Annotated in this window: 18 protein-coding genes, 1 other RNA gene and 1 pseudogene; 19 read left to right on the top strand and 1 reads right to left on the bottom strand. The window is 33.4% G+C overall.

The window, feature by feature from the left end; translation table 11 throughout:
- Positions 1–203: 203 nt before the first annotated feature.
- The 18 genes from RBQ61_RS12145 (at position 204) to RBQ61_RS12060 (ending at position 24,033) form a co-directional block, all read left to right on the top strand.
- The gene (locus RBQ61_RS12145; protein ID WP_308137577.1) at positions 204–1,229 is read left to right on the top strand and encodes a sugar-binding transcriptional regulator; all 1,026 of its coding nucleotides are present in this window, start codon (positions 204–206) and stop codon (positions 1,227–1,229) included.
- A gap of 43 nt (positions 1,230–1,272) precedes the next feature.
- Complete coding sequence (gap, locus tag RBQ61_RS12140; RefSeq protein WP_308137575.1) at positions 1,273–2,280, top strand: type I glyceraldehyde-3-phosphate dehydrogenase; 1,008 nt, start codon at positions 1,273–1,275, stop codon at positions 2,278–2,280.
- An 88-nt stretch (positions 2,281–2,368) separates the two neighbouring features.
- Positions 2,369–3,562 (top strand): phosphoglycerate kinase, encoded by a 1,194-nt coding sequence (gene pgk / locus RBQ61_RS12135; protein ID WP_308137574.1) that lies wholly within the window; start codon positions 2,369–2,371, stop codon positions 3,560–3,562.
- A 10-nt stretch (positions 3,563–3,572) separates the two neighbouring features.
- On the top strand, positions 3,573–4,331 hold the full coding sequence (gene tpiA, locus RBQ61_RS12130; RefSeq protein ID WP_308137573.1) for a triose-phosphate isomerase: 759 nt from the start codon (positions 3,573–3,575) through the stop codon (positions 4,329–4,331).
- 12 nt (positions 4,332–4,343) lie between these two features.
- Complete coding sequence (gene gpmI / locus RBQ61_RS12125) at positions 4,344–5,882, top strand: 2,3-bisphosphoglycerate-independent phosphoglycerate mutase (RefSeq protein WP_308137572.1); 1,539 nt, start codon at positions 4,344–4,346, stop codon at positions 5,880–5,882.
- An 18-nt stretch (positions 5,883–5,900) separates the two neighbouring features.
- Positions 5,901–7,190: a phosphopyruvate hydratase gene (gene eno / locus RBQ61_RS12120; protein WP_308137571.1), complete on the top strand. Its 1,290-nt coding sequence runs from the start codon at positions 5,901–5,903 to the stop codon at positions 7,188–7,190.
- 158 nt (positions 7,191–7,348) lie between these two features.
- Positions 7,349–7,579, top strand: coding sequence for a preprotein translocase subunit SecG (gene secG / locus RBQ61_RS12115; RefSeq protein ID WP_213924319.1), 231 nt, complete (start codon positions 7,349–7,351; stop codon positions 7,577–7,579).
- A gap of 138 nt (positions 7,580–7,717) precedes the next feature.
- Complete coding sequence (locus RBQ61_RS12110) at positions 7,718–9,742, top strand: sodium-translocating pyrophosphatase (RefSeq protein WP_308137570.1); 2,025 nt, start codon at positions 7,718–7,720, stop codon at positions 9,740–9,742.
- Positions 9,743–9,891: 149 nt separating this feature from the next.
- Positions 9,892–10,683, top strand: coding sequence for an alpha/beta fold hydrolase (locus RBQ61_RS12105; RefSeq protein ID WP_308137569.1), 792 nt, complete (start codon positions 9,892–9,894; stop codon positions 10,681–10,683).
- A 13-nt stretch (positions 10,684–10,696) separates the two neighbouring features.
- On the top strand, positions 10,697–12,340 hold the full coding sequence (gene murF, locus RBQ61_RS12100; protein ID WP_308137568.1) for a UDP-N-acetylmuramoyl-tripeptide--D-alanyl-D-alanine ligase: 1,644 nt from the start codon (positions 10,697–10,699) through the stop codon (positions 12,338–12,340).
- 15 nt (positions 12,341–12,355) lie between these two features.
- Positions 12,356–13,513: a D-alanine--D-alanine ligase family protein gene (locus RBQ61_RS12095; RefSeq protein WP_308137567.1), complete on the top strand. Its 1,158-nt coding sequence runs from the start codon at positions 12,356–12,358 to the stop codon at positions 13,511–13,513.
- A gap of 50 nt (positions 13,514–13,563) precedes the next feature.
- Positions 13,564–15,741 carry a ribonuclease R gene (rnr, locus tag RBQ61_RS12090; protein ID WP_308137566.1) on the top strand — a complete coding sequence of 726 codons (2,178 nt, stop codon included), beginning with the start codon at positions 13,564–13,566 and terminating at the stop codon, positions 15,739–15,741.
- Between the two features lie 184 nt (positions 15,742–15,925).
- Positions 15,926–16,378, top strand: a complete 453-nt coding sequence (gene smpB / locus RBQ61_RS12085) for an SsrA-binding protein SmpB (RefSeq protein WP_308137565.1) — start codon at positions 15,926–15,928, stop codon at positions 16,376–16,378.
- Positions 16,379–16,384: 6 nt separating this feature from the next.
- Positions 16,385–16,740, top strand: a transfer-messenger RNA (tmRNA) gene (gene ssrA / locus RBQ61_RS12080).
- A 184-nt stretch (positions 16,741–16,924) separates the two neighbouring features.
- Positions 16,925–18,574: an SIR2 family protein gene (locus RBQ61_RS12075; RefSeq protein WP_308137564.1), complete on the top strand. Its 1,650-nt coding sequence runs from the start codon at positions 16,925–16,927 to the stop codon at positions 18,572–18,574.
- 376 nt (positions 18,575–18,950) lie between these two features.
- Complete coding sequence (locus RBQ61_RS12070; protein WP_308137563.1) at positions 18,951–20,360, top strand: ISLre2 family transposase; 1,410 nt, start codon at positions 18,951–18,953, stop codon at positions 20,358–20,360.
- Positions 20,361–21,241: 881 nt separating this feature from the next.
- The gene (dgt, locus tag RBQ61_RS12065) at positions 21,242–22,609 is read left to right on the top strand and encodes a dGTP triphosphohydrolase (protein WP_308137562.1); all 1,368 of its coding nucleotides are present in this window, start codon (positions 21,242–21,244) and stop codon (positions 22,607–22,609) included.
- Between the two features lie 29 nt (positions 22,610–22,638).
- A complete protein-coding gene (locus RBQ61_RS12060; RefSeq protein ID WP_308137561.1) occupies positions 22,639–24,033 on the top strand; it encodes a hypothetical protein in 1,395 nt (464 codons plus the stop codon).
- A 335-nt stretch (positions 24,034–24,368) separates the two neighbouring features.
- Here the strand turns inward: RBQ61_RS12060 and RBQ61_RS12055 are convergent.
- A pseudogene (locus RBQ61_RS12055) lies at positions 24,369–24,618 on the bottom strand (transposase); the annotation flags it as partial.
- A 185-nt stretch (positions 24,619–24,803) separates the two neighbouring features.
- Here RBQ61_RS12055 and RBQ61_RS12050 point away from each other — a divergent pair.
- Positions 24,804–25,475, top strand: coding sequence for a DUF6143 family protein (locus tag RBQ61_RS12050; RefSeq protein WP_308137560.1), 672 nt, complete (start codon positions 24,804–24,806; stop codon positions 25,473–25,475).
- The last annotated feature ends 273 nt before the right edge of the window (positions 25,476–25,748 follow it).

Below are 25,748 nucleotides of genomic sequence, written 5' to 3'. Positions count from 1 at the left end.
TAGTGTGATATAATTTTAACTGTAGAACATATTTGAGCATACAAATCGTAATAGTATAACACATTTCTTTTTAACATTTCTTTTTTTATCAAATTAAAAATTCAAAAAATTTTAAATTAGTATTGCAATATAAGAGAAATATGGTAAAATGATGCTAGGGACACAAAGTGCATATATGGGACATATTATATCCCGGAGGGTGTATGGATATAAACAAAATACTTGAAATACAAAATAGAATAGTTCCTGAAACTTTTGATTTATTAATGAAGAGATATGAAATTCTTAAAATTATAAGCACTTTTCAGCCGATTGGCAGAAGAAACTTATCAGCAAAACTTGGAATTTCTGAAAGGATTATGCGTGCAGAAATTGATAAATTAAAGGAAATGGATTTGCTTGATATTCAGGCTGCCGGAGTAAGCTTGACCGGAATGGGCTTAAGCTTGCTTTCAGATATACATAATACATTTTATTATATTAAAAATTTGTCTGAAATAGAATTAAAACTTATGGAAAAGCTAAGACTTAAAAGAGTAGCGGTGGTTTCCGGAGATGCGGATAAGGACAGCTTTACATTTATTGACCTTGGTAAAAAAGCTGCTGAAATTGTAAAGGATCTAATAAGAAATGATACAGTTTTAGGAATATCAGGCGGAACCACAATGGCGTGCGTAGTCAATCAGATGAAGAGAAAAAAAGGAATTAGAAATCTTTTAGTTCTTCCTGCCAGAGGCGGATTAAGCGAGGAACTTGAGATACAGGCAAATACCATTGCTGCTAATTTAGCCGAAAAACTGGATGCTTCATACAAGCTTTTGCACATTCCGGATAATCTGGATGAAACAGAATTAGGCATATTAAAAAATAATAAGCTTATAAACGATGTTCTTGAAGACATTCAGCGAATAGACTTGTTGGTTTTCGGACTTGGTAATGCCAGAGATATGGCAATAAGAAGAAAATCAGACAAACGTGTTTTTAATATAATTGAGTCGGAGAGATTAACTGCAGAGGCTTTTGGATATTTTTTCGACAAAGACGGCAATGTAAAAATGCACACTAACTCTGTGGGAATAACCATGGATAACTTCAGGTCAATAAAAAACGCAGTAGGTGTTGCCGGCGGAAGCTCTAAGGCGGAAGCTATTTATTCAATTTCTAAATTTAATAATAATTTTATCCTTATTACAGATGAAGCAGCTGCAAAAAGGATATTAGAATTATAGATAAGAATAACTAAATTAATTATATTTATAATTGGAGGATAATATGGTAAAAGTAGCAATTAACGGATTTGGAAGAATCGGAAGGCTTGCATTAAGGCTAATGACACAGGATAGCAATTTTAAGGTAATGGCAATAAATACAAATTCAAGTGCCGAGACATTGGCTTATCTGCTGAAATATGATACAGCTCACGGAAACTTTATGACGGACAAAATTACATACAATGAAAATGCATTGATAGTAGATGGAAATGAAATTATTACATCGAGCAATAAGGATCCTGAAAACTGCAATTGGAAAGAACTTGATATTGATCTTGTAATAGACTGCACAGGTAAATTTAATGATGCTGAAAAAGCACAGGCTCATATCAGAGCTGGAGCTAAAAAAGTATTGTTGTCAGCTCCTGGAAAAGGAGATTTGAAAACAATCGTATACAATGTTAACCATGAAATACTTGACGGAACTGAAACTGTAATATCAGCAGCTTCCTGCACAACAAACTGTCTGGCTCCTCTGGCAAAAGTATTAAATGATTCATTTGGAATTGAAAAAGGTTTAATGACAACTGTTCATGCATACACAAATGACCAGAACATCCATGATAACTCACATAAGAAGGGAATTATGGCAAGAAGAGGTCGTGCAGCAGCAGCGAACATCGTTCCTACAGCAACTGGTGCGGCAAAGACTGTTGGAAAAGTTCTGCCTGAATTAGAAGGAAAATTAGACGGCATAGCTCTTAGAGTTCCTACAGTTACAGGCTCTGTTGTAGACTTAACTGTTGAATTAAAAAGAAACACTACAGTTGAAGAAATAAATAAAGCTGTTAAGGAAGCATCTAATGAAACATTGGCTTACACAGAAGATCCAATAGTTTCAAGTGATGTTATAGGCAGCCATTATGCAAGTATATTTGATGCGTTATCAACTCAAATACTTGAACGTGACGGAAAACAAATGATTAAGCTTATAACATGGTATGACAATGAAATGTCGTTTACTGCCCAATTAGTAAGACTTGCTAAGTACTGGGGATCAATGAAATAATTAAACTATAGCTGAACGAGAGTGAATAACAGCGAAATTAATATTGCTGATGTTCTTCTGAGGTTCAGCTATTGTTATGGAGGATTGTATGAACAAAAAAACTTTAAGAGATATTGATGTTAAGAACAAGAGAGTTTTAGTAAGATGTGATTTCAATGTTCCCTTGGATGAAAACAGAAATATAACTGATGACATAAGAATAAAAAGCTCACTTCCTACTTTGAACTACCTTTTGGATAAAGGTGCTTCGCTGATTATCATGTCTCATTTGGGAAGGCCTAAAGGAGAAGCAAATCAGAAGTATTCGTTGTTGCCTGTGGCTGAGAGACTGAGAATACTGTTGGACAGAAAAGTAATATTTGAAAACTGTGATGCGGTAGTTGATGATAATGTAAAAAAAAGAGCTTCTCTGCTAAAAGCAGGTGAGGTTATACTTCTTCAAAACACTCGATACAGGAAAGAAGAAGAGAAGAATGGTGAAGAATTTTCAAAAGACTTAGCTTCAATGGCTGATTTATTTGTTAACGATGCATTTGGAACTGCTCATAGAGCACATGCATCAAATGCGGGAGTATGCAAATATCTTCCTTCTGCTGTGGGCTTTCTTGTAGAAAAGGAAATAGAGGTTATGGGAAATGCACTTGAAAATCCTAAAAAACCTCTTACAGCTATACTGGGTGGAGCTAAGGTATCAGATAAAATTGCTGTAATAGAAAACCTGCTGAATATTGCCGATAATATTTTGATAGGTGGAGGAATGGCATATACATTTTTGAAAGCAAATGGACATTCAATCGGAAATTCTTTGCTCGAAGAAGAAAAAGTAAGCCTTGCTAAGGAATTAACGGAAAAAGCAAGAAGTAAAAATGTCAAGCTGTTGTTGCCTGTGGATACAGTAGCCGCTAAGGAATTTAAAAATGACGCAGATTTTGTGACAGTTGATTCGGATAAAATACCTGATGATTATATGGGATTGGATATCGGAGAAAAAACCGTCGCAGCATTCAGTGATGTTATACGTGCGTCAGGAACTGTTATATGGAACGGTCCGCTTGGAGTGTTTGAAATGGAAAATTTTGCAAAAGGAACAAACTCAATTGCTAAATGTATTGCCGAAAACAAAGAGGTAATTTCCATTATAGGAGGAGGAGATAGTGCTGCAGCTGTTGAAAAAGCAGGCCTCGCCGATAAAATAACTCATATATCTACCGGAGGAGGAGCATCTCTGGAATTTTTAGAAGGAAAAGTGCTTCCCGGAATAGACGCGGTTGACAATAAATAGGAGGATTAGTATGAGAAAAACATTGATAGCCGGAAATTGGAAAATGAACAATGACATTGAGCAAAGTTTGATGCTTGCAGAAAATTTAAAATCATTGTCAGGAGAATTTGATAATAATGTGGATGTACTCATATGTCCGACTTTTACATCTTTATATTCAGTTAAGGAAGTTTTAAAAAACTCAAATATCAAAATAGGCGCACAAAATATGCATTTTGAGGATAAAGGAGCATATACAGGCGAAATATCACCGTTGATGTTAAAAGAAATGGGAATTGAATATGTTATTATAGGTCATTCTGAAAGAAGACAATATTTTAATGAAACAGATGAAACTGTCAATAAGAAATTGAAGTCTGCATTGGAGTATGGTATAATTCCTATACTATGTGTAGGTGAAACTCTTGAGCAAAGAGACAGCGGCATTGAAAAGGAAACAGTCAGAAATCAGATTACAAAGGCCTTTAATAATATAGAAGCTTCTGATGCGGAGAAAATAACTGTAGCGTATGAGCCTATATGGGCAATCGGGACAGGAAGAACTGCATCAAGCAAGCAGGCAAATGACATGGCTTCTTTTATAAGAAAATGCATTTCAGAGATATATAGTAAAGAGTCAGCCGACAATGTAATAATACAGTACGGTGGAAGTGTAAAGGGCAGCAACGCTAAAGAAATATTAAGCGAATCTGATATTGACGGTGCATTAGTAGGTGGAGCAAGCTTAAAAGCAGATGAGTTTCTAAAAATAATTAATTATGCTAAGTAAGGTAGGTTATATATGAACAAAGTAACAGCATTGATTATCCTTGACGGCTGGGGACTGGGAAAAGACTATGAAGGAAATGCGATTAAAAGAGCAAAAACACCTAATTTTGATGTGCTCATGCGAAAATACCCAAATACATCTTTGTCTGCAAGTGGATATGATGTAGGTCTTCCTAAGGGACAAATGGGAAATTCAGAGGTAGGACATTTAAATATTGGAGCTGGTAGAATTGTTTATCAGGATTTTACAAGAATAACAAAATCTATTGAAGAAGGCGGAATCAATTCCAATGAGGCTATTATTTCTGCTTTTGAACATGTGAAGAAGAACAATTCAACTCTTCATTTTATAGGACTGCTGTCAGATGGCGGCGTTCACAGCCATACATCTCATTTATTCAGTCTTATGGAGCTGGCAAAGAAAAACAATGTCGATGATATTGCAGTGCATTGCATAACTGATGGAAGAGATGTAAGCCCGACGAGCAGCCCTAATTACATAAAAGAACTCGAGAAAAAAATTAAGAATATAAAGGCAGGACGTATTGCTTCAATTATGGGAAGATACTATGCTATGGACAGAAATAGGCAGTGGGACAGGGTTGAATTGGCATACAACGCCCTAGTTAATGGAGAAGGAGAAAAGTTCGATGATCCGTTAGATGCAATAAGGATGTCTTACATAAACGGTGTTACGGATGAGTTTATCAAGCCTCTGATAATTAGAAATCAAAATGGTGAAACCACTGTAATAAAGGATAATGATGCCGTAATTTTTTACAATTTCAGGCCCGATAGGGCAAGACAGATTACGAGAGCATTTGTTGATAAAGATTTTGATAATTTTGACAGAAAAAAAGTTAATGTAAAATTTGTTTGCATGACTTTGTATGATAAAACTATTGAAAATGTTGATATTGCATTTAAACCTCATTTTGTAAAAAATACTCTTGGAGAATATTTAAGTACAAAAGGATACAAACAGCTTAGGGCTGCAGAAACTGAAAAATATGCCCATGTTACTTACTTCTTTAACGGAGAAATTGAAGAACCGTTTAAACATGAAGTAAGGATGTTGATTCCTTCACCTGATGTTCCAACATATGATTTAAAGCCTGAAATGAGCGCGTTTGAATTAAAAAATGTGATCATGGAAGAATTGGAAAAGGATATGTACCAAGTTATGATTATAAATTTTGCTAATCCTGATATGGTTGGACATACTGGTGATGTTGAAGCAGCAATAAAAGCTGTTGAGGCAGTTGATAAATGCCTCGGCGAAATAGTCAACTTTATAATTAGGTCAGACGGTACGGCAATAATTGCTGCTGATCACGGAAACTGCGAAGAAATGCTTGATCCGGCAAATTTATCCAAAATAACGGCTCATTCCACAAACAGGGTTCCGTTTATTGTAGTGAGAAATCGAAAATGCTTCACACTTAAAGAAGGTATACTGGCTGATATAGCTCCTACAATGCTTGAGCTTATGGGAGTAGAAAAACCGGTAGAAATGACGGGTCAGAGTTTAATAGTACATAAAACAAAATAAATGGAGGTCAACGATAAAATGACAATTATTTCAGATGTTTACGCAAGAGAGATATTGGATTCAAGAGGAAACCCTACAATCGAAGTCGAAGTTTGGACTGAGAGCGGCGGATATGGTAAGGCAGGAGTACCTTCAGGTGCATCAACGGGAGCATTTGAGGCTGTTGAGCTTCGTGACGGAGATAAAAAAAGATACTTGGGCAAGGGAGTTCAAAACGCTGTAGATAATGTAAACAATATAATAGCTCCGGAGCTAATAGGAAGAGATGCTGCAGAGCAGGTAGTTATAGATAAACTTTTAATAAGCCTTGACGGAACAGCAAACAAGGAAAAATTGGGAGCAAATGCAATACTGGGCGTTTCTGTTGCAGCAGCTAAAGCAGCAGCTGATACACTGGGATTGCCGCTATATCAATATTTGGGCGGAGTAAATGCTAAAGTTCTTCCGGTTCCTATGATGAATATTCTAAATGGCGGTCAGCATGCTGATAATAATGTTGATATTCAGGAATTTATGGTTATGCCTGTTGGAGCTTGCTGTTTTAAAGAAGCTCTTAGAATGGGAGCAGAGGTGTTCCACAGCCTGAAGAGTGTACTTAAATCAAAGGGATTAAGCACATCAGTAGGTGATGAAGGAGGATTTGCACCAAATCTTTCATCAAATGAAGAAGCTTTGGCAACAATTGTTGAAGCTATTGAAAAGGCAGGATACGTTCCCGGAAAAGATGTAATGCTTGCACTCGACGTGGCTGCTACAGAGCTATTTGATCCTGAAACAAAAATATACACATTAGAGGGTGAAGGAAGAAAATTCACGCAGTCAGAGCTTGTGGATTTCTATTCGGATCTTGTAAACAAATATCCTATTATATCTATTGAAGACGGCATGAATGAAGAGGACTGGGAAGGCTGGAAGATGCTTACGGAAAAACTGGGCTCAAAGATTCAGTTAATAGGAGACGATTTATTTGTAACAAACACTGAAAGGCTCAAAAAGGGAATTGAACTAAAAGTAACAAATTCAATTCTAATAAAATTAAATCAAATAGGAACAATAACTGAAACACTAGATGCAATAGAAATGGCTAAAAGGGCAGGTTACACTGCAGTAGTTTCTCACCGTTCGGGAGAAACAGATGACACTACAATTTCTGATTTGGTAATTGCGGTGAATGCTGGTCAAATAAAAACCGGAGCTCCATCAAGAATAGACCGTGTTGCAAAATACAATCAATTGCTCAGACTAGAAGATATTTTAGGTGAAGCTGCTCAGTACAGCGGTATGGATGCATTTTATAGCATTAAATAAATTAATCTAAAAATTTATGCAGGAATTTGGGTTTTGCCCTAGTTCCTGCTATAAAACGAACTATTTTGTAATTCTTAACTAAAAAATGTTGATTAAATAATTTATTAATGTTATAATTCAAATGTTATTCTAGAGATACAGTAACAGGAGGTGTTAGAATGGAAACAGTTGTAAGAATATTTTTGATAATTGCAAGTTTATTTCTTATTGGAAGCATTTTGCTTCAATCTGGTAAGCAGGCCGGTATGTCAGGAGAGATAGCAGGCGGTGCAGAATCAATCTGGGGAAGAAATAAAGGAAGAAGTTACGAGGGAAAACTTGAAAAAGCAACTGCAGTATCAGCGATTATTTTCTTGATTGCTTCACTATTATTGGTAGCTATTCAGTAATAATTTGTTATTATTTGGCAATAATAGTTTTGTATTATATTCTAATGTTATGTTAGGATATATTTTCATGTGGTTAAGCGTTTGGTCAAACCTTTCGCTTAATAATTAAATCTATTTAACAACGGAGGAAAGAATTAAATGGGCACTATAATAATAGCTCCTATAGTAGGAGTTTTGGCTTTGCTGTTCGCTTTTTATAAAGCATCCAGCATAAGCAAGGTAAATCCAGGCAATGAAAGAATGAAAGAAATATCTTCATATATTCATGAAGGTGCTATGGCGTTCCTTGCAAGGGAATATAAGTCAGTTGGAATTTTTGCAATTATACTTTTCATTGTATTGGGTCTGGCAATCAACTGGGGAACTGCAATAGCATATGCTATCGGTTCTGGATTTTCTGTTCTGGCAGGATACTTTGGTATGACTGTTGCTACTAAGGCAAACGTAAGAACAGCAAACGCAGCTAAGGAATCAGGAATGAATAAAGCATTAGACGTTGCTTTTTCAGGTGGTTCTGTAATGGGTATGGTTGTAGTAGGCTTGGGTCTGTTTGGATTAGGTGGATTTTGGCTTATATTTAAAGACGCAAGTGTTATAACAGGATTCAGTCTTGGAGCTTCATCAGTTGCTTTATTTGCACGTGTTGGCGGAGGTATATATACTAAAGCTGCCGATGTTGGAGCAGACCTTGTTGGTAAGGTTGAATCAGGAATCCCTGAGGACGATCCAAGGAACCCTGCAGTTATAGCAGATAACGTTGGTGATAATGTTGGTGACGTTGCTGGTATGGGTGCTGACTTATTTGAATCATATGTAGGATCTATAGTATCTGCAATTACATTGGGAGTTATCGCGTATGAAGGCGGAGAAGGAGTGTTTTTCGCATTAATGATCGCTTCTGTAGGTATTGTTGCTTCAATAATCGGTACAATGTTTGTAAAAGCAAAAGAAGGTTCAAACCCACAAAAAGCTTTAAACATGGGTACATATGTAAGTTCATTAATAGTTATGGTATCTGCATTTTTCCTTAGTCAATCTATACTAGGAAGCAGACTTCCATTCTGGGCAATAGTATTTGGCTCAGCTGTAGGATTAATCATAGCTAAGATTACTGAAATGTATACTTCAGATGAATATAAATATGTTAAAGAAATTGCTGAGCAGTCTGAAACTGGTGCTGCTACTACAATTATAAGCGGTTTATCTGTTGGTATGAGATCAACTGCATACCCTATAATAGTATTGGCAGTTGGTATCATCGGTGCTTATTTAATAGCAGGTTATACATCAAACGGTATTGATGCTGTTAAAGGTTTGTACGGTATAGCACTTGCTGCTGTAGGTATGCTTTCAACAGCAGGTATGACAGTAGCAGTAGATGCTTACGGTCCTATTTCAGACAATGCAGGTGGTATTGCTGAAATGTGTGAATTGCCTCACTCTGTAAGAGAAATTACAGATAAATTGGACTCAGTAGGAAATACAACAGCTGCTATCGGTAAAGGATTTGCTATAGGATCAGCTGCGCTTACTGCTTTGGCATTGTTTGCATCATATACACAAGCAGTTGGAATTACATCTATAAGCTTAACAGAACCTACAGTTATTGCTGGATTATTTATAGGTGGGATGCTTCCATTCCTGTTCTCTGCAATCACAATGAGTGCAGTTGGTAAAGCAGCATTCTCTATGATAGAAGAAGTAAGAAGACAGTTCAAAGAATTACCTGGAATAATGGAAGGTAAAGATAAGCCTGATTACAGAAGATGTGTTGATATTTCAACTGCAGCAGCTTTAAGAGAAATGATTATACCTGGCCTGTTAGCAGTAGTAGTTCCATTGCTTGTTGGCTTATTATTAGGTACTGAAGCTCTTGGAGGTTTACAGGCAGGTGCTTTGGTAACAGGTGTTCTGATGGCTATATTTATGTCAAACTCAGGTGGAGCATGGGATAATGCTAAGAAATACATCGAAGGTGGCACACACGGAGGAAAAGGAAGCGATGCTCATAAGGCAGCAGTTGTAGGAGATACTGTAGGTGACCCGTTCAAGGATACTTCAGGACCTTCAATCAATATTTTAATCAAGCTTATGACAGTTGTTTCTCTCGTATTTGGACCTATGCTGGCTCAGTACGGCGGAGTGCTTTTAAAATTCTTTTAAGTAAACTTATTAAGAGACTTCTCTTTGTGAGAAGTCTTTTTTTGTTGCAGATTTCTATAAACTGACATATAATAGTAGTAATAATTTTAAATAATGTAATGAAAATAATTAGGTTAAGTAGGTATCAGTATTGTGCGCTACAAAGACTTATGGGAAGGATTGATTATCGGATAATGCATGTTGATATTGACGGCATAAAAATTAACTATATAGACGAAGGAAGCGGAAAAACTGTATTGCTTCTTCACGGATGGGGCGGGAGCATTCAGACGATGAATCCTATTGCAAATTTTTTAAAGGATAAATGCAGAGTAATTGCGTTGGATCTGCCAGGCTTTGGGGAAAGTGGTATTCCTGATACTCCATGGAATTCCTACAATTATGCAGAATGTATAAAAAAATTTATTGATAAGCTTCAGCTAAGTGAAATTATTTTATTCGGACATTCTCACGGAGGAAGAATATCAATAATTCTAGCTGGAAAATATGATTTAGTTAAGAAGTTAATACTCATTGACAGCGCAGGCATAATACCGAAAAGGAAGCTAAACTATTATGTAAAAGTTTATTCATTCAAATTATTAAAGAAGTTATATATGATATTTTCTGCTGGTGATTCAAAAGAGCAAAGAGCTGAAAAGTTTTATAAAAGATTTGGATCCGAGGATTATAAATCAGCCCATGGTATTATGAGGCAGACCATGGTTAAGGTTATTAATGACAACCTTATTAATGTACTTCCTTCAATAAATGCTCCTACATTGCTTATATGGGGGGAAAATGATGAAGACACACCGATTTATATGGGAAAATTGATGGAAGACAGGATTGCTGACAGTGGATTAGTAGTTTTGGAGGGCGCAGGACATTATTCATATATTGATTGTTATGACCGTTTTAAGGCAGTAATTAACGTTTTTTTAAAAGACGAATTCAAATAATGGGAGTGAAAAAATGCAGACATTAATTTTTTTGTTTTCGGCATGCTGGCTGATGCTTTGTTTTATTAAATTGAAGTTTAATTTGCACATGCTTCAGATTGAAGGATATAAGAACCAGAAGTACATAGATTGGATGTCAGCACATAAGGATAAAATATTTACGAAAAACGATAGAATTTATTCAATAATAATGATTATTAATACGTTGTTTTTTATGCTGGCCGCAACAGGAGCAGAAGAAAGAAACCTGTCCCCTTATGCAATGGCAGCTTCACTGATTACTTCAGTATTCTTGATAATAAATACAAAGAAGAAGGATGAAGCAAAAAAACCTCTTGTCATGACAAACAGGGCAAAAAGGCTCATTTTGATTGCTGTATCCCTCACGGTGGTTGATTTTTTAATTTTAATCGGAATTATATATTTTATTTCCGGTAATATTGTGAGATATTTTCCACTTTGGTCGGGAATTTTGGCAATAGTATACTTGTTCAGCGCATATTATGTATTGGGGGCTAACTATATAGCCGTACCAATAGAGAAAAATATAAATAAAAAATTCTATAATCAAGCCTCTGATAAAATCAAAGAAATGAAAAACATTACATCCATAGGTATTACCGGGAGTTATGGAAAAACAAGCACAAAGTTTGCTGCGGCATCGATACTTAAAGAAAAGTATTCAGTTTTAAATACTCCTGAAAGCTACAATACCCCCATGGGGATAAGCAAAATAATAAACAGCAAGTTAACTGATGAATACGAGATTTTTATTGCAGAGCTAGGAGCAACGAAAATAGGTGATATTGATGAAGTTGCTGCTTTAACCAATCCTAAGATAGGAATTTTAACCTCAATAGGGCCGTGCCATCTTGAGACATTTAAATCAATAGACAACATTATGAGGACTAAGTATGAGCTCATTGAAAGGCTCCCTGATGACGGAATTGCAATATTTAACTATGATAATGATTATGTGAAAAAGCTTGCTGATAAGACATTTAAAGAAAAAATATGCTACGGAATTAAAAATATCGAAGATACAGATTTGTTTGCAACCGACATTAAGGTAGGAAGCACCGGTTCAAAATTTACTCTGTGTATAAAGGATATGGGAACAGTAGAGTGTGAAACAAAGTTGCTGGGAGAGCATAATATTTTGAATATTCTTGCGGGTGCTTCTGTTGCTAAAGTTTTAGGGCTCACTCTTGATGAAATAGCAAGAGGGATAAGCAAGATTGAAAGCGTTGAGCACAGGCTTCAGCTAATTGATCCGGGAACCGGCGCAATTGTTATTGATGATGCATTCAACTCAAATCCTGACGGAGCTAAAGCTGCATTAGAAGTTTTAGATTCATTTGCAGAAAGAAGAAAAATCATTGTTACACCAGGAATGGTTGAACTGGGAGAGGTAGAAGAACAGGAAAATGAGAAATTTGGAGAAAATATTGCAATAACCTGTGACGCCGTTATTTTAATAGGTAAAAAAAGAACGGAAGCCATACAGAGAGGGCTGAAGAAAAAAGCGTTCAATGAAGATGATTTGTATGTGGTTAATTCGTTGAGCGAAGCTACTGAAGTGCTGAAAACATTAACTAGGGCAGGCGACGTTGTTTTATTTGAAAATGATTTGCCGGACACATACAATGAGCATTAAGCAATGGAGGTATATATGAAAAAATCAGTAGGTATTATTATTGGAGGAAGGACAGTAGAACACGAGGTTTCAATAATTACAGGATTACAGGTTTTAGATAACATAGACAAAACACTTTATGAACCAAGGATAATATACATTCAAAAGGATGGAAGCTGGTATGTTGGAAACAGTCTCCATAATATAAACAATTATAAAGTAAAAAAATTTGATGATGCTTATGAAATATTGCCGGGATTTAAGAACAATAAATTAGTTCTTTATCCTCATCCTGACATAAGGCAGGGGCTTTTCGGGAAAAAATATAGTACATATGAAATTGATATTGTGTTTCCTGCTGTTCATGGAACAAATGTTGAGGACGGAGCTCTTCACGGATTATTTCAGATGAATGATGTTCCGTGTGCATTCGGTTCGGTGTTAAGTTCTGCTGTGGGAATGGATAAAGTTATTATGAAAAAAGTATTTGAAAGCAACAACCTTCCTGTAGTGGATTATACATGGTTTTACAGAAGCAGTTTTGAGGAAGATAAAGAAAATATTTTGACTGAATGCGAGAAGATTGGATATCCCATGATAGTAAAACCGGCCAACTTAGGTTCAAGCGTTGGCATAAGCAAAGCTAAGAACTATGATGAGCTGCTTTTTTCAATTCAGGTAGCCATGTCATACGACAGAAAGGTAATAGTGGAAAAATGTGTCGAAAACGTGAGAGAAATAAACTGTGCTGTCATGGGATTTGAGAATGATCTTACAGCTTCCTTGTGTGAGGAGCCTGTAGGATGGGAAGAATTCCTTACATATGAAGATAAGTATGTTAATAAAAAGAAGGATGCATCGGAGTCAAAAAGAAGGATTCCCGCAGATATTGAAAAGGAAGTTGAGGAGGATATTAAAAAATATGCTAAAGAAGCTTTCAGATCCATTGATTGCTGCGGAGATGCAAGAATAGATTTTTTATATGACGGTAACAATATATATGTGAATGAAATTAATACTATACCCGGCTCAATTGCATTTTATCTGTGGGAAGGAATAGGAATCTCATTTACAGAACTGGTTTCAAGAATACTTAAATTTGCTGAAATCCAGCATGAACAAAGAAAATCAAATATTATTTCTTACGATATTGATTTGTTGAATAAGATGGGAAGCAGCGGTAAACATAAATAGAAAAGCATAGTATGGGCGGGGTTACCCGCCCGTTTTAAGGAGAGCAGTAGATGAACTTTAAAGAAAAAATTTTGGAATTTATGAGAGAGGAAGCTTACAAGCCTTTAACATTAAGCGAGCTCATGCGTGTGTTTAAAATTGAGAGCAGCATGAAAAAAGAAGTGTTAAAGACACTTAACGAATTAGAAAGTGAAGGCAGAGTAATTTTTACCAGATCTAACAGATATGGTTTGCCGGAAAAAATGAACTTGATTATAGGAACGTTGGATGGAAATCAAAAAGGATTTGCATTCCTAAGACCTGATGACGACAAAATAAACGACATATTTATTTCCCCTGCTGACATGAACGGTGCCATGCACGGGGACAGAGTCATAGTAAGGCCTATGAAAACAACTGAAGAGGTAAAAAGTCCAGAAGGAAAAGTTATACGAATCATACAAAGGGCTAACAGCTATGTTATAGGAACGTTTCAAAAAAGCAGACACTTTGGTTTTGTGGTTGCAGATGATAAGCGAATTGCATATGATATTTTCATACCTAGAGAAGAGTTTAACGGAGCAAATACCAACGACAAGGTAAATGTAATAATAACTGAATGGCCTCACGAAAGAAAAAATCCTGAAGGTAAAATTGTTGATATAATTGGAAATATAGGGGATACGGATACACATATAGAAGCTGTACTTTTAAACAAAAAAGTAAGACAGACATTTCCAGAAGATGTTATAAAGGAAGCTGTAAGAGTATCCGCAGAAGGAATTCACCAGCAGGAATACAAAAGAAGAGCCGATTTAAGAACGCTTAACATTATTACAATTGACGGTGAAGATGCAAAAGACTTGGATGATGGTGTTTACGCAGTTAAAATTAGCGATGATGAATACAAACTTGGGGTACACATAGCGGATGTAACTCACTACGTTAAGGAAGACCGAAAGATGGATAAAGAAGCCTTAAAAAGAGGAACGAGCATTTATCTTGTAAATAGAGTTATTCCAATGCTTCCAAAAGAATTATCAAATGGAGTGTGCAGCCTTAATCCCAATGAAGATAAGCTTGCTCTTTCTGTAGATATGACTATTAACGGCAAGGGCAACGTAGTTGATTATAAAATATATGAAAGCATAATAAAAAATCATTATCGCATGACGTATACTGACGTATCGGAAATTCTGGAAAACAATGATGAAAAACTTAGCCTTAAGTATAAGGAAATAGTACCTATGCTGAAAACAATGGAAGAATTAAGCCTTATACTGAGAAAGAAAAGAGAAACAAGAGGAGCAATAGACTTTGAATTTCCGGAAACAAAAATTGTTACAGATGAAAAAGGAAAGGCTGTTGATGTAACGAAGTATGAAAGGCGTGTATCTAATAAAGTAATCGAAGAATTTATGCTGGTATGCAATGAAACTGTTGCAGAGCATTATTACTGGATGAATATGCCGTTTGTGTATAGGATACATGAGGAACCGGATGAGGTCAAAATGTTTGAATTCAACACACTTATTCATAATCTTGGCTATACTCTGAAGGGAGTGAACAACGAAATTCATCCGAAAGAGTTGCAGCAGCTTCTCGCAAAAATTAAAGGAAAAAAAGAAGAAAATCTAATAAATAATATGATGCTTAGGTCATTAAAGAAGGCTATATATTCATCGAAAAGCTCACAGCACTTTGGGTTGGCAGCACAATACTACTGCCATTTTACTTCTCCTATCAGAAGATACCCTGATTTACAGATACACCGTATTATAAAAGGGCAACTAAATGGCAAATTTACAGAACAGGATTATCAGAGACTTACTGATAGAACAGCAGCTGTTGCAGAGCAGTCATCTACCATGGAAAGAATTGCTGATGAAGTAGAAAGAGATGTAGATAAAATTAAAATAGCGGAGTATATGTCTGACAAAATAGGAAATGAGTATGAAGGAACTGTATCCGGAGTAACAAGCTTTGGATTATTTGTAGAACTTGAAAATTCAGTTGAAGGTCTTGTACATATATCAAATATGACAGATGACTTCTATATTTTTAATGACGAAAGAAGAGAATTATTCGGTCAAGCAAGCAGAAAAACATATAAAATTGGCGACGATGTAAAAATAAGAGTTGAAAATGTAAGCATTCCGAGAGCAGAAATTGACTTTGCGTTTATTGATGAATTTAGCGAAGATGATTTTGAATATGATGAAAATGAGCTTACGGGAATAGGAAACTGAATTTAATAATAATTTAAGGATTGTGAGATATAATAATAAGGGATGGTCGGAAGGCTATCCCGGCACACCTTTTACTAAAAGATGCATAAAAACATAATATATGCATAATTAATAAAAAATCTGACATTTGACAGATTAAAAATTTAATGCTATAATCATCCTACACTCTACGGTAGGTGATTAAATGGCTGTAAATACAAAAAAAATTGCAAGCAACAAAAAAGCATATCATGAATATTTTGTAGAAGATAAGTATGAAGCTGGAATTGTTCTTGTGGGAACAGAAGTTAAATCAATAAGACAGGGTAAAGTTAACTTAAAGGATAGTTATGTAAACATAAAAGATGGTGAAGCCTATGTTTATAACATGCATATAAGTCCCTATGAAAAAGGTAACATTTACAATGTGAATCCCCTTAGACCCAGAAAGCTGCTTTTAAACAAAAGAGAAATAAGAAAGCTTATAGGGCTGATAACATTGAAGGGATATTCACTTATACCGTTGAGTTTGTATCTTAAAAACGGCCTTGTTAAAATGGAAATGGCAGTTGCAAAAGGTAAGAAAAACTATGATAAACGTCAGGACATAGCCAAAAAAGATGCCGAACGCCGCATGCAAAGGCGCGACGATTATTAATATTTCGGGGGCGTAAATGGTTTCGACGGGGGTATAGAAGGAAGATAAGCGAGTCGTTGTCGCCAAACAACGCAAAAAGTGGCAACAAAATATAAACGCAAAAGAAAATAATAATTTAGCATTCGCAGCGTAAGCTGCTTGCTTGTCCCACTTAGACGACCTGCAGTCTGAGTTGGGGCATCATCTGAAGCAGGGAACTGCATCAGGGGTTCTTCGACCTGGTGTTGAACAATCGAAGATAGCCGATGTTATGGCCTGACGATAGGCAATAGCTGAGGCGAAATAAAAAGTATCGTCTGCACTCGGAGAAAGTCTTGTGGAAATATTTTCGGACGTGGGTTCGACTCCCACCGCCTCCATTTTTAAAACCACGACAAAGGACCACAATATAAATGTTGTGGTTCTTTATTGTATATGAAAATAAAAAACCACAACAAAAGGGAAATATGATATAATTAATTAAAATCGAATGTTAATAACTTAATAAGAAAAAAATTAAAGCTAAAAATATGTGTGTTATTTAAAGTGATGTAGGGGTGTGTATGTATGTTTAAAGAAATGCAAAGTAAGTTGAAAACAGTAGGAATTGCACCAATATTTTTTATAGGTTCAGGTATTTCGAGAAGATATATAAATAGTCCTAATTGGATTGGTTTATTAAAAGAAGTTGTAGAGGATAGAGATATTAATTTTACAAAACTAGTTCAAAAATATACAGACAGTAGCAATGTTGTCAATAATGAACAGTTAGCTCAAGAACTAGAGGATATATATTTTGATAAGCTTAACGATGATGAAATTGAAGATGGTGGTAATAAGCCATACTATTTTAGAAAAAAAATCTCTAATATTATTGAAAAATATTTAATTGAGAATATTGATAAATTAGACAATAATACTGAAATAATTGAATTTAAGAATACTAGGCCAGCAGCTATAATTACTACTAATTATGATAGATTATTAGAGAATATTTATGGCAATGAATATTCAGTGCTAATTGGACAAGATTCTTTACTCGGAAGTGTTTTGGACGGAGTAGGTGAGATTTATAAAATACATGGATGTGCAAGTAGTCCGAACAGTATTGTTATAACTGAAAAGGATTACAACAATTTCTTTTATAAGAATAAGTACTTAAATGCCAAGTTATTAACTCTATTTCTTGAGTACCCAATAATCTTTATGGGATATAGTATAAGTGACAGGAATATAATAAGTATATTATCAACGATTTTCGAAATGTTGTCACCTGAAAAAGTAGAAGAACTAAAAAGTAGAATTTGGTTCATTCAGCAAGGCGATCAGAATAAAAAAACTACAGTTAGAATAAATCTTAATGAAGGCCATTATATGGATATAAATTCATTTGTTTTATCTGATTATAGCAAACTTTATAGTGCTATTAGCGATATTAGCATAAAAAAATTACCAATAAAATTTTTAAAATTTTTAAAGTCAAATTTATATGAACTAATTGCTAGTCAAGAATATAACCCTAAACTTTTAGATGTAAATGTAAGAGATTTAGAGAATATAAATGATTTTGACGAAGTAAGTGAGTTTGTTGGCTTAACATTTTCAACAGAGAAACGTATTGCCTTCTGTAATAATGAAAATTTGTGTAAAGCATTTTTACAATCAGATAAATTACCCTATTATATTGAAAAGGATTTATTAAATTATAGGAGAAATAATATAGTACCTTTTTATAAGTTCTTAGCTAATTTAACTTTTGAAGAATTAATGAGTTATGTTAAGAATGATGAATCAAGATTTTATAAAAATCTCTTAGATGATAAATTTGATTATAAAATTTTTATCGGGAAAGAGCTAAAAGTTAACTTCAACAGTAAATTAACAAAAAGAAGACTAAATGAATACGCTAATAATTTTGTTGAAGAGAATGGATTACAGAGTAACCAAATGAGTTCTGTAATTAGATATGTAATATTGCAATTGTTGAATTCTAATATAGCCAATGTTATTGAACCGCATTTTTTTATAAAAGATTACAGTAAAGAAATTGTAAAAGTTATGACTCACCTTTCAGATGACTTTATTAGAAAAAATGAATTCGCAATATTTAAAATTTTGAATTCTTTAATTATTAAAGATAAGTCTGAGCATAACTTTAGATATTTACTATGTCATATAGATAGAGCAATATATAGAAATAAAATAATAAATAATTAAATAAATGTATTAGAAATCTAATATAATTATTAAAGCAAATATTTGAATTAATTATGATGTTTTTAGTGGATTTGCACTTTGCGGTACGCCTCCATTTTAAAAATCACGACAGAAATGTCGTGATTTTTTGCGTTCCAACATGGTTGGCAGCTTAGCGGTGTATGGGGCTTGGTTGTAGATACCATTAAATATGGCCAAGGGTGTACGTCATGTGGTTTAAAGTGAAGGAAGTTGTAGGCAAAGGAAAAGTTTCATTAAGAAAAGCTATTTTAGAAATTCTTAGTGTAAAATTACTGTAGGAAAAAACAAGAAAAGAATAGCCCTTTATGTTAAGATTAAGTATCACGCAAAATCTAACAGAAGGAAGGACTATTCTATGGAAACCATTATACACTATATTGCAAAAAAAATCACTGAAGAAACAATAAAAAATTTAGAAAATGTATTAACCGGAACTGATAAGATACCAGAATACATTGAAAATACAAAGCGCACACTAAATGATGTAGGAGTAAAATTAATAAAAGTTTTGTTTGATGCATGCGAAGAAAGCATACGACAAACGGGGAAGCAAAAAAGAGAGTGGTATGTTGAAAAAAGGAACATGGAAAAAACATATAGCACAATATTTGGAGATGTAAAATATAAGAGGACCTATTACAAGAATAAAAAAACAGGAGAATACAAATATCTTTCAGATGATTTCTTAGGAATAGAAGTACATGAAAGAATGGATATGATGCTTCAATCCCAGCTTATTGAAAGCGCAATAGATGTTTCATACAGTAAAAGTGGAAGGAATAGCGTTCCAGATCAAGAGTTTAGCAATCAAACCGTTATGAACAACATAAGAAAACTAGATGAAATAGAAAATAGTGCTGTAGAAAAGACGGTTTATAAAAAGAAGACAAATAAAAAATTGGAAGCGAAACTTCTGTATGTAGAAGCGGATGAAGATCATGTAGCAATGCAAGATGGAACTAACAAACAGATGAAATTGATTTATGTACATGAAGGGTTAAAAAACGAAGGTAAAAATAGAAATGCTCTAATAAATCCAAGATATTTTACAGGATTATATAACAATAATAATGAACAGCTTTGGTTAGAAGTAGCTGACTACATATACAAATATTATGATACAGATAAAATAGAAAGGGTGTATTTATCAGGAGATGGCGCTAATTGGATAAAAGAGGGCTTAAATTGGATAGACAAAAGTATCTATGTGTTAGATAGATTCCATTTATCAAAATATATAAAACAAGCTACAGCACATATACCCTATACAACACCTGTAATGTGGGGATACGTAAATAAAGGAAAGAAAGAATGGGTAAGTGATTTATTTGAAGAAATATTAGATTGTACAGAAAACGTAACGAAAAGAAATTCAGTACTTGAATCACGCAGATATATTATGAATAACTGGGAAGGAATAAGAAATCAATACAACCTAGATTATGTTGGCTGCAGTGCAGAAGGGCATGTGAGTCATATTCTATCGAATAGACTTAGTTCTAGGCCTATGGGTTGGAGTGGAGTTGGAGCTGACCAAATGGCTAGATTACGGGTTTACAAGAAGAATGGTGGCAAGGTTTATGACTTAATGAAACTTAAGAAACAATCAGAGTTTAAAGAAAGAAAAATCAAAGAGCTTGATAAGCGTGTAGTGAAAAAGAAATTAAATGTTTCAATAAATGAAACACTTGATAATTTAGAAATTATTAATATAGGCAAAAGAACGCAAATGAGTGAATTTCTTAAGTCTATTCGTGGTGCTTAATTTTACTAAGGGAATTTATTGTTTTTATTTTCCGAAAGCAACTTGACACTATCTTAGAAATTACAAGATTTGACAAATTATTCAAATAATGATATTGTTAAGTAAAGTTTCTGTATGATGGTATAGTATTATTCAAAAATACTATTGCTGAATTAACTAATGTTTATGCAACAGAGACTTATATACAAATCTATCAGAAGTATCTTTATAGGTCAATGTTTATCTTTAGGACCACATGAATGTTTTTTTAAAGGTAAAGAACTTAATTCCTATTTATCACATTAACGGAGTGATAACGATTCCTGACAATGTTGTAATAATCAGTGAAGATTATGTATCTTTATTTCGTCCAAACGATTAAAGGCAATCAAGATTACCTTTTTTGATTTATCTTCAAAATGTATTCGAAAAATTAAGTAATCGTGCACTTCCAAGAGGAGCGTTTAAAGCGCATGATATTAAATTACAAGTTCTAATAGACATTTTAGAAATTATAAACTTAAAAAAATGCCACCTTCATTTTCTTTACTATAGCCGAATCTTTAGGAAATGTAGCATACTATGTTGGCGATGAATTAGAATCTTGGTATGCTTACATAACATGGAAATTAGAAAAGACATAAATACCAAATGATATTAAAGAAGAATTAATTAAATATGCTAAGGCAAATAGAGCATGTTTTCGGTTAATAAAATTACTGAAAGATTTGTAATAGTTTAACCTATTACTTGTATTGAAACATAGGAGTTGATATAATTAGAAAAGTTATCTTCTCTAAAAACTGATTGTTTAAAGCTGTTTTTTACCATTTAACGATACATGAAAATATCAATTTTAATAGTAAAAGTACTTATAAAATATATTGTTTGAGGTGTAGAATATGACTAAAAATATTAATCATATTGTAAAAAGTGTAGAGCTAGAAGATAGAGAAAATAATTATATATCAGAGTGGGGTATAAAACATGAGTTAAATTTGCCAGTTGATGAAACAAATAGAACAGAATTTAGGAGGCAAAGAGATAGAATATTATATACTGGTGGATTTAGGAGACTTCAAGATAAAACTCAGGTGATAGCAGCTACTAAAAATGGTGACCATAGAACTAGATTAACACATACATTAGAAGTTGAACAAATTTCTATTAGTATAGCAGATGCATTAAGCTTAAATAGAGACTTGGTGTCTGCAATTGCATTAGGACATGACATAGGACATACTCCTTTTGGACATGCTGCCGAAAGATTTTTAAATGATAAATTATTTAAAAATGGTGGCTTTTCACATGCAGTACAGAGTGTAAGATATTTAAGTAGCAAAAAAATAGAGTTGTCACCATTAGTATGTGAAGGAATTTTGAAACATGATACAGATGTATATGCTGGTAATTATAATATAGAACAATACGATTGTAGCCGTTATAATCCAGAAAATCCTGGAAGCTTAGAATCTCAAGTAGTTTATTGGGCAGATAAGCTTGCATATTTAACACATGATTTTGAAGATTTCTATCATACAAACATTTATGAAAACGCCAAAAAAAGATATTCTAGTTTAGAATATGATTTGAAAAGTGTATTATCAAGTCTTATAACAGAAGGTAAAAAAAGTGAACAAATTAAGGAAAATATTAGTAATTTTAAAACAAGAGATTTAATTAGAAATGTATTATATAATTTAGTAAAAGCAAGTATTAATAACATTAATAATTTGGAAATGTGTGATTATGAATCTAATCAAGATACAATAATTAAAGAGACTAAGAAAAGAATTAAAAAGAAAGAAAATGAACTAGGTATAACTTCTGTTGAAAATAAGATTGCAGAAATTGAAAAGAAGATAAAAAATTCAATAGATGAAAAAGATATAAAGGTCTTAAACAACTTGATTAATGAAAGAAAAAAAGAAATAAAAAGAATTAAAAAAAATGCTTTTCAATTTGGACTTATTATTAATTTTGAGGAAGAATATAATAACTTTTATTCAAAGCTAAGAGATATATTAAATCAATACTATATAGGTAGCCCAGAAGTTGAAAGATCAGATGCTAAAGCAATAAAAATAGTTAAGTCATTATATGAGGAGTTTACACGTAATCCTAAAATACTTCCTTTGAATATACAAGAAAAAATAAATGACAAAAATATAAAACGAATAGTTGCAGATTATATTGCTAGCATGACTGATAGGTATGCGGAAGAAATATTTTTAAATTTGAATTCAATAGGTAGTTATTACCAATACTAGTTTATAAAATAAATTTCACAGGTGATTATATGAATAATAGAGTAATAATGAAAGATGAAAAGCTAAGTTACATTATAGAAAATAATTATGGTAACATAGCTCAATTCATTAGTTTTGGTTGTAATGAGGAAGGTATGCCAAGATTTGTATACATAAATAATTATACTTATAATAATTGTACTAATAAGGAACTTATAGAAAAATTAATTAATTCTTCAAAATCTAATTCTGTGAATATAAGAAGTTATAGCCCACATGTCATGAAGGGAAATAAATTAATTAGTAATAAAAAAATTGAGAATATAGAAGAAATATTAGATATTCTTAAAAATAATAGATTAGAAGGTAAGTGCTCTATAATAAATGAAAATATAGATATAAATGATGGCGGCATATCAGGAGTAGTTTTAGGTAATACTATTGAATTTTCACCAAAAGACACACCAAAATGTGTAGACAAAGAAGGAGTTTGTAGATTACCAAGGGAAATTGGCTACGAAATTTTAGAAAAAGTTTACGGATTTAAACCTGATGTTAATTTTGACCCAAATTATAGAATAGAATTTAGCGTTCATCCTAATAGACAAGGTGTAAATAAAGAACATACGATTATATGGGAATATGAATACTATAATGAAATAAGTAATGATAGTATAATTACCTGGCCTAACAATTTTTCTCGATTTATTGGAGATAAGGTTTTTGGACTACTCATTGCAGATATATTGGGATTACGAGTACCAAGAACAACTGTTATTTCTCGAAATATTGCTCCATTTATATTTGGAAAAGAAACCGGGTTATATGAAAAATGGATAAGAACTTGTCCTATAATTAAGGAACCAGGTAAGTATTATACAGGTGATAGTTGGATTGACCCTTTTAAACTTATGAATCTTGAAGAAGTAAAAGGCGATAATGATGTGAATATTGCTTCTATTCTTTCTCAAGAAGCAGTAAAACCTATTTTCTCAGGAGGCTCAATTATTAAGAAAAATAGAATTGATGATATAATTGAAGGGGTCATGGGCAAAGGGGACTCATTTATGGTTGGAAGTGAGAGTACTCAAAAATTACCTAAAGAAGTTATCAACGAAGTAAAAAAATTAAATAATAAAATTAGAAGCTATCATAATTATTTAGGTGAAGTTTCGATAGAATGGGTTTATGATGGAAAAGATGTATGGGTAGTACAATTAAATCAACTAAGGGTTAGTGGAAATAATCATACAATTGTCAAAGGAAATCCAGAATACTATCAAGAGTTTTATGTAAAAAACGGATTGGATGCTTTAAGAAAGGTAATAGTAAATTTAGGTGATAAAAATATTGGCATTGAATTAATTGGAGATGTGGGAATAACAAGTCACTTTGGTGATTTATTGAGACAATCCAACATTCCATCAAAAGTACGATATATGTAATTTTTTTAATCATTATGAAAAATATTAGTAATTGTTTATAATATATATAATTTAAATTATATTATTTATTAGTGAATAACTTGATAATCTAATTTAAATGGAGTAGGATTCGTGGATTTTCACTTTGCGGTCCGCCTCCATTTTTAAAACCACGACAGAATATGTCGTGGTTTTTTTGTAAAAAGCTATAACAAATAGAAATATACATGTTTCCTGGAACAATACATGTTCTGTGTGTTGTGTTGATAGAGAAGAAATAGGTAGAAATCAAAGGGTTTCACGATTTTATAATTAAATATTGCTGTGTTTTATATTCCCTTTAGGTCGGCTTTTTAAAATACAATAGGATAAATGTTATCTAATGGTCTTGATTGCCACTCCATCACTGCCGGTAGTATCTTATCTGTAATACGACTAATCAGACTTGCAGATGCTTCTACACCGTAGATATCCTTCAAATGATCTTCAATATCTCTATTGCTCATTCCTTTTGCATACATTGCAATGATCCGATTTTCTATGTCATCTGTTTTAGTTTTGTATTTACCTATTGCCTTAGGGTGAAAATTTTCCATTTCTGTCACGAATTAATTACCTCCTACTCGATTAACAGGCTAATAGTACACATATTACTGTTAGGATATTTTTTTACGAAACACCGTCTTATGCACTTATCATTATTAAAATTTAACAATTAACATACTATTTACATATAATTAGCACACTATTTACATATAATTAATAAAAAACTATTAAAAGGCAGGGTAATTATGAATAATCCTATGTATAATCAAATACCATGGCAACCAGCTAATTTTTACACATATCCCAATGAAATTAATAATCCTTTATATACTTCTTCGAATAATAGCTATGTTCCATCAACAGCATCAGTTCAGCCGCCTGTTAATGATGAAGATACATTTAAATACTTCGTTGACATACCATTAGCTACAGCCAAATCGATGGAAGGTAAGTATTTCGTCGGCACTGCCATTGATATTAAGTTTGGAGAGGCTGCAAATGGATGGGCAAGGTTATACAATCCTGATAATTCCGGGGTTAATTTATATGTTAATACGTGGAGAGTCAGCGATGTAGTTCCAACCCCATATAGAGTACAGATTTGGTTTAACAGTACGCCGCCAGGCATAATTCAAGAATCTAATTTCATTACACCTGTAAATACAGCCATTAATCCTCTGCCTCAGGCAAAAGCCAAAATGCAGTTTGGAGTATCTGCAAAAGGGTTTCCTTCTGGTGGTTTTTTTGTGTTCGGCAATTATCGTTTAGCCGGCATTACTATTGAAGAGGAAGTATATGGAAGATATATATTACCACCGGGTGGCTCTCTTACAGCATTTTTATCCAACCCAGAAAAACCGACTATTCTTGCTTCAGGCAGAGTAGTATTTGGATGGTGGGAGGAATCAATTCTATAGCCACTATGGTAAAAAATACATCCTAATGTATTGCCCTTTGTCAAGTAGACAGGTGAGGGAAATCAACTAAAATTGGAAAGAACCTGTTTGACGCTTACAAAACACCTTTTAGATATATATTATTTCTTTGAATCATATTAAAAGGGTAAATGCGTTATTAGATTATTTAGAGTTTGATACAATTTCGTAAATTTCCTTTTTACATTTGAGGTTGATATTGTTCATTAAATTTTCTACAAGTATGTTGACTAATGGATTAAACAATTTAATTAA

Source organism: Sedimentibacter sp. MB35-C1 (assembly GCF_030913635.1).
In the GTDB taxonomy this organism is placed as follows: Bacteria; Bacillota; Clostridia; order Tissierellales; family Sedimentibacteraceae; genus Sedimentibacter.
Note: the sequence above shows the minus strand (reverse complement) of the source record. Positions and strands in the feature narration are given on the sequence as shown.

Excerpts from the sequence above, each read along its gene's own strand:
- murF (WP_308137568.1), top strand. The coding sequence starts at position 10,697 with ATGCAGACATTAATTTTTTTGTTTTCGGCATGCTGGCTGATGCTTTGT.
- smpB (WP_308137565.1), top strand. The coding sequence starts at position 15,926 with ATGGCTGTAAATACAAAAAAAATTGCAAGCAACAAAAAAGCATATCAT.
- RBQ61_RS12050 (WP_308137560.1), top strand. The coding sequence starts at position 24,804 with ATGAATAATCCTATGTATAATCAAATACCATGGCAACCAGCTAATTTT.
- dgt (WP_308137562.1), top strand. The coding sequence starts at position 21,242 with ATGACTAAAAATATTAATCATATTGTAAAAAGTGTAGAGCTAGAAGAT.
- gap (WP_308137575.1), top strand. The coding sequence starts at position 1,273 with ATGGTAAAAGTAGCAATTAACGGATTTGGAAGAATCGGAAGGCTTGCA.
- RBQ61_RS12075 (WP_308137564.1), top strand. The coding sequence starts at position 16,925 with ATGTTTAAAGAAATGCAAAGTAAGTTGAAAACAGTAGGAATTGCACCA.
- RBQ61_RS12095 (WP_308137567.1), top strand. The coding sequence starts at position 12,356 with ATGAAAAAATCAGTAGGTATTATTATTGGAGGAAGGACAGTAGAACAC.
- RBQ61_RS12105 (WP_308137569.1), top strand. The coding sequence starts at position 9,892 with ATGGGAAGGATTGATTATCGGATAATGCATGTTGATATTGACGGCATA.
- rnr (WP_308137566.1), top strand. The coding sequence starts at position 13,564 with ATGAACTTTAAAGAAAAAATTTTGGAATTTATGAGAGAGGAAGCTTAC.
- pgk (WP_308137574.1), top strand. The coding sequence starts at position 2,369 with ATGAACAAAAAAACTTTAAGAGATATTGATGTTAAGAACAAGAGAGTT.
- RBQ61_RS12110 (WP_308137570.1), top strand. The coding sequence starts at position 7,718 with ATGGGCACTATAATAATAGCTCCTATAGTAGGAGTTTTGGCTTTGCTG.
- RBQ61_RS12070 (WP_308137563.1), top strand. The coding sequence starts at position 18,951 with ATGGAAACCATTATACACTATATTGCAAAAAAAATCACTGAAGAAACA.
- gpmI (WP_308137572.1), top strand. The coding sequence starts at position 4,344 with ATGAACAAAGTAACAGCATTGATTATCCTTGACGGCTGGGGACTGGGA.
- eno (WP_308137571.1), top strand. The coding sequence starts at position 5,901 with ATGACAATTATTTCAGATGTTTACGCAAGAGAGATATTGGATTCAAGA.
- RBQ61_RS12145 (WP_308137577.1), top strand. The coding sequence starts at position 204 with ATGGATATAAACAAAATACTTGAAATACAAAATAGAATAGTTCCTGAA.
- RBQ61_RS12060 (WP_308137561.1), top strand. The coding sequence starts at position 22,639 with ATGAATAATAGAGTAATAATGAAAGATGAAAAGCTAAGTTACATTATA.
- tpiA (WP_308137573.1), top strand. The coding sequence starts at position 3,573 with ATGAGAAAAACATTGATAGCCGGAAATTGGAAAATGAACAATGACATT.
- secG (WP_213924319.1), top strand. The coding sequence starts at position 7,349 with ATGGAAACAGTTGTAAGAATATTTTTGATAATTGCAAGTTTATTTCTT.